The 4063-nt window shown below is 67.2% G+C and carries 6 protein-coding genes and 2 pseudogenes; 5 read left to right on the top strand and 3 right to left on the bottom strand.

The window, feature by feature from the left end; translation table 11 throughout:
* A pseudogene (locus tag NI18_RS15540) lies at positions 1-180 on the bottom strand (energy transducer TonB); the annotation flags it as partial.
* A gap of 321 nt (positions 181-501) precedes the next feature.
* Here NI18_RS15540 and NI18_RS15535 point away from each other — a divergent pair.
* Positions 502-1395, top strand: a complete 894-nt coding sequence (locus NI18_RS15535) for a hypothetical protein (RefSeq protein WP_306286455.1) — start codon at positions 502-504, stop codon at positions 1393-1395.
* Between the two features lie 24 nt (positions 1396-1419).
* Here NI18_RS15535 and NI18_RS15530 read toward each other — a convergent pair whose 3' ends face one another.
* Both NI18_RS15530 and NI18_RS15525 read right to left on the bottom strand, forming a co-directional pair.
* Complete coding sequence (locus NI18_RS15530) at positions 1420-1710, bottom strand: Rossmann fold domain-containing protein (RefSeq protein ID WP_037531210.1); 291 nt, start codon at positions 1708-1710, stop codon at positions 1420-1422.
* A gap of 4 nt (positions 1711-1714) precedes the next feature.
* Positions 1715-2086 carry a dihydroneopterin aldolase gene (locus NI18_RS15525; protein ID WP_031395199.1) on the bottom strand — a complete coding sequence of 124 codons (372 nt, stop codon included), beginning with the start codon at positions 2084-2086 and terminating at the stop codon, positions 1715-1717.
* A gap of 138 nt (positions 2087-2224) precedes the next feature.
* Between NI18_RS15525 and NI18_RS28095 the strand changes: the two genes are divergently transcribed.
* From NI18_RS28095 to NI18_RS15510, 4 genes and pseudogenes are all read left to right on the top strand, one after another.
* The gene (locus NI18_RS28095; protein ID WP_347574870.1) at positions 2225-2515 is read left to right on the top strand and encodes a hypothetical protein; all 291 of its coding nucleotides are present in this window, start codon (positions 2225-2227) and stop codon (positions 2513-2515) included.
* Positions 2404-2733 (top strand): GNAT family N-acetyltransferase, encoded by a 330-nt coding sequence (locus tag NI18_RS28090; RefSeq protein WP_347574869.1) that lies wholly within the window; start codon positions 2404-2406, stop codon positions 2731-2733. Before NI18_RS28095 ends, NI18_RS28090 begins: the two co-directional genes overlap by 112 nt.
* A gap of 79 nt (positions 2734-2812) precedes the next feature.
* The gene (locus tag NI18_RS15515) at positions 2813-3403 is read left to right on the top strand and encodes a DUF1285 domain-containing protein (protein ID WP_081877670.1); all 591 of its coding nucleotides are present in this window, start codon (positions 2813-2815) and stop codon (positions 3401-3403) included.
* Positions 3400-3995 (top strand): annotated as a pseudogene (locus NI18_RS15510) (CoA pyrophosphatase). The gene NI18_RS15515 and the pseudogene NI18_RS15510 overlap by 4 nt, the downstream one beginning before the upstream one ends.
* Positions 3996-4063: the final 68 nt, after the last annotated feature.

Here is a 4063-nt window from a genome sequence, read left to right as displayed (position 1 = left end):
GGGCGGAGGCGGCGGTGGCGGCGGCTCCACGTCGAACGTGTTTAACTTTTCGGTGGCCTTTTTCACGTATTGAAACGCGAGGCCGGTGACGAAAGCATAGCCCAAGGCAGCATGAATCAGCGCGACGATGACGATCGCGACGATTTTGCCTGAGGACATCTTCTGGTCAACATAGGCCATTCAGCAACGACACTCCCTTATTCTGTCTGCCTTCACGCAGTCGCGCATGGGGGCAGGCGCAACGCAAACGTGTGCCGTGAAGCAAAAATTCCACGCGGCAGTGCGCAATGTCTATCGCCACGCCATGCGACACGCAAACGCTTTGTCGGACGCAACAAACGTACAAGCGTATGATGGCAATTTTATTTCTGTAACGTTCATCCGCCATCGCGTAGCCCATGGCGATGATATCCCCACGTTCCATCCCACCGCTCATGACCCTGTTCGCCGTCATCGCCGCGGCCCCGATCGTTGCGCAGACGGCCCCCCCCGCCGCGATCCGTGCCGACCGCGCCGCAGCAAAACATCGCCGGCGACTCGACGACGCTGACCCCCGAACAGCTTGATCAGCAATGGGAAGGCGCGCGCGATGCGGTGCCGGTCGGCGCCGCCAGTGCGGGTCCCGTCCAGCCCGCGGCCGCCGACCAGGGCGCGGGCTATGCGGACCTTGCGGATCTCGTTCTCGCCGCGCCGGTGATCGCCGACGCGACGATTCGCTCGACCGCGCGGATCAAGGGCGCAGAGGCGGCGGATGTCGCACCCGGGCTCGTGCGTTTCTATGTCGAGGCCGACGTAACCGCGCTGATTCGCGGCAGTGGTGGTGTGGCCCCAAGACTCGGCTATCTGCTTGATGTTGCGCCGGATTCCAACGGTCGCCTACCAAAGCTGAAAAAGGCGCGGGTGCTGCTGTTTGCACGTACCGCCGGAACGTCGACCGCCCAGATCCAGCTCGTCGCGCGCGACGCGCAACGCGACTGGACGCCCGCTCTCGACGCGCAGGTCCGCCGCATCGCCCGCGAGGTGCTCGCCGCCGACGCGCCGCCCGTCATCACCGGGATCGGCAACGCCTTTCACGTGCCAGGCGCCCTGCCCGGCGAAGGCGAAACGCAGATCTTCCTGACCACTTCGGATCAGCGCCCCGTCTCGCTGTCGATCCTGCGGCGGCCCGGCGAGCAACCCCGCTGGGCGGTCGCGCTGAGCGAGATCGTCGACGAGGCCGCGGCCCCTCCGCCGCGTGGTTCGCTGTTGTGGTACCGGCTAGCCTGCGCGCTTCCCGCCGCGATGCCGGATCGCAGCGCCGCGTCGATGGCAGCCACCGACGCGGTGATCGCGCGTGAGGATTATCAGTTCGTTCTTCGTGCGCTCGGCCCCTGTGGACGCAGCCCGCGGCGCTAACCGGACCACCGAGCGAGGGTCCGATCAGCGGATCTCGACGATCTGCCCGGTCGTCGACAGGGCCGTCTCTAGGTAGCTGATCGCCGCTTCGACATCGGCGGCCCGCGCCCCATTATGGGACAGGACGGCGTTGATTCGCGTCAGCGGCGCCGCCTCGATCGCGAGCGGTGCGATCAACGCGCGGGCCCGGGCGGCAAAAAGCGAATCGCTGCTTTCGCGAATCACGACGACCAGGCTGTCGTCGGTGCCCAGCCGCGCGCGCGCATCGCGCACGCACGCCGCGATATCGTCACGCTCGCTCAAGATCAGCCGCACGATCTCACCGACGATGTCGCACGAGCGTCACGCCGATCGCCTCGCCCGCTTCGGCGATCGCCAGCTTGACGATCTTCACCGCGACCCGCTGAACACGCGCGTCCTGCAGGAACAGCGTCTCGCAGATATGGTCGGCAACGGCCTCGATCAGCGTGAAATGCACGCCCGTCGGCAAGGCCGTGGTCGCGGCATGTTTCAGATCGAGATAGTTTTTCGACGCCGACAGGGGTGTGTCGGGGTCGAACCGGCTCGGGCAGGTGAGATCGACGGTGAGCGAAATCCGCAGCGGCTGGGGCAGATGCGTCTCCTCCGAATAGATTCCGGTGAGCACCTGCACTTCCATGTCGTGCACTTCGAGCTGAAGACTGTCTTGCATCGCCGCGCTCTAGCAGAGCCGCGACCGTAGGGAAGGCCCGGGGCGGACGCGCCGCTGCGCCGGTTCCGCTTGCGTTCGGCGACGTGCTGCGTAAAGCGCGCGGCCCCGGACGTTCCTGCGCCGGCGCTGGAGAAGCCGGTGTTCGAACTCGTCCCCTTGAACGCCGTCCCGGATGCCGAGGTCGAGGCGCTGCTCGACCGCGCGTTCGGGCAGGATCGTCATGGCCGGACCGCCTATATGATCCGCGGCGATGGAACCGCGATCCCGACGCTCAGCTTTGCCGCCGTGTCGGGCGACATGCTGCTGGGCTCGATCCAGTGCTGGCCGATCGCGCTCATGACCGCGCAGGCGGCATTGCCGCTGGTGATGGTCGCCCGGTCGCGGTCGCGCCGGGCCATCAGGGCGACGGCATCGGCCGGGCGCTGGTAGCGCGCGCACTCGAGGTCGCTGCGGCGAGCGATCTGGGCGACGCGCTGATGCTGATCGGCGATCCGGACTATTATGGCCGGTTCTTCGGCTTTTCCGCTGACCGCACAGCCGCGTGGCAGGCACCGGGTCCGGTCGAACGTCACCGGCTTCTTGCACTGGGCGGGGCCGTACCCGACGACGCTGGAATGCTCGGCCCGCGCGCAGGCGCAGCCGGCTGACGATGCCGGAGCGCGGCCTGGCGCTTCGCCTGCCGCCGCGAGACTTTACGAGAGGCCATGCGCGCCCTACCTCGCGCTCATGCCTATGGACCCCCTCCCCGATCTTGCCTCGCTGAGCCTCGCCGAAATCGCCCGGCTCGCCGACGAGCAGAAACTGCCGCCGGTCGACAAATGGAATCCGTCGCATTGTGGCGACAGCGAAATGCGGATCGCGCGCGACGGGACCTGGTATCATCAGGGCACGCCGATCGGCCGCGAGGCGATGGTCCGGCTCTTCTCGACGATCCTCAGGCGCGAGCCATCGGGCGGCTATGTCCTGGTCACCCCGGTTGAGAAGCTCGACATCGTCGTCGAGGACGTGCCGTTCGTTGCGGTCGAGGTAAAGATCGATGGCGAGGGTCCGGCGACCAGGCTGACCTTCCGGCTCAACACCGGCGATCTCGTCACCGCGGGCGCCGCGCACCCGATCCGCTTCGTCGAGGATGAGGACGGCCCGCGACCCTATCTGATGGTCCGTGGCGGGATGGAGGCGGTGGTGGCACGCCCGGTCTATTACGAGCTCGCCGACCGCGCGATCGCGGGCGGCGAGTCGCCGGTCGGACTATGGAGCGACGGCCAGTTCTTCCCGCTCGAACCCGCGATGCCGTCGCCCGAAGACATCGCCGCGTGACGCTCGCCGATCGGCTGCGTAGCGCGCTGTCGCGGGGTGTCGAGCCGGGCATGATCCTGCTGACCGGCGACCGTGACGATATCGATCTGCCGCCCGGCGATACGCTGCTGCCCGCGGCAGTGCTGATCGCGGTGACCGATCGAGCCGAACCCGGGGTGATCCTGACCCAGCGTACCGAGACGATGCGCAAGCATGCGGGCCAGATCGCCTTTCCCGGCGGCCGGATCGATCCCGGCGAGGATATCGTCACCGCTGCGCTGCGCGAGGCCGAGGAAGAGATCGCGTTGCCGCGCGACCGCGTGACCGTCATCGGCCAGGCCGATACCTATCGCACCGTCACCGGCTTTCAGGTGACGCCGGTGATCGGCGTCATCCCCCCCGACCTTGTGCTCCACCCGAGCGAGCCGAGGTCGCGAACGTGTTCGAGGTTCCACTCGAATTCCTGCTAGATTCGGGCAATCATGTCGAAGCCAGCGTCGAGTGGCAGGGTCATGAGCGGCATTATTACGAGATCATCTGGAACGACCGCCGCATCTGGGGCGCGACCGCTGCAATGATCGTCAATCTGAGGCGACGACTGCAATGGGCATGAGCCTTCCCGATGCCGCCTGGCGGACGCGCCCCGGCCTCGCCGCGCTGACCGCCGTGCTGGGCGGCGCG

This window comes from Sphingomonas sp. Ant20, from assembly GCF_000783375.1.
Classification (GTDB): Bacteria; Pseudomonadota; Alphaproteobacteria; order Sphingomonadales; family Sphingomonadaceae; genus Sphingomonas; species Sphingomonas aerolata.
Note: the sequence above shows the minus strand (reverse complement) of the source record. Positions and strands in the feature narration are given on the sequence as shown.

Bases quoted from the DNA above. Each gene is read 5' to 3' on its own strand.
- NI18_RS15525 (WP_031395199.1), bottom strand. From the start codon at position 2,086: ATGCAAGACAGTCTTCAGCTCGAAGTGCACGACATGGAAGTGCAGGTG.
- NI18_RS15515 (WP_081877670.1), top strand. From the start codon at position 2,813: ATGCCTATGGACCCCCTCCCCGATCTTGCCTCGCTGAGCCTCGCCGAA.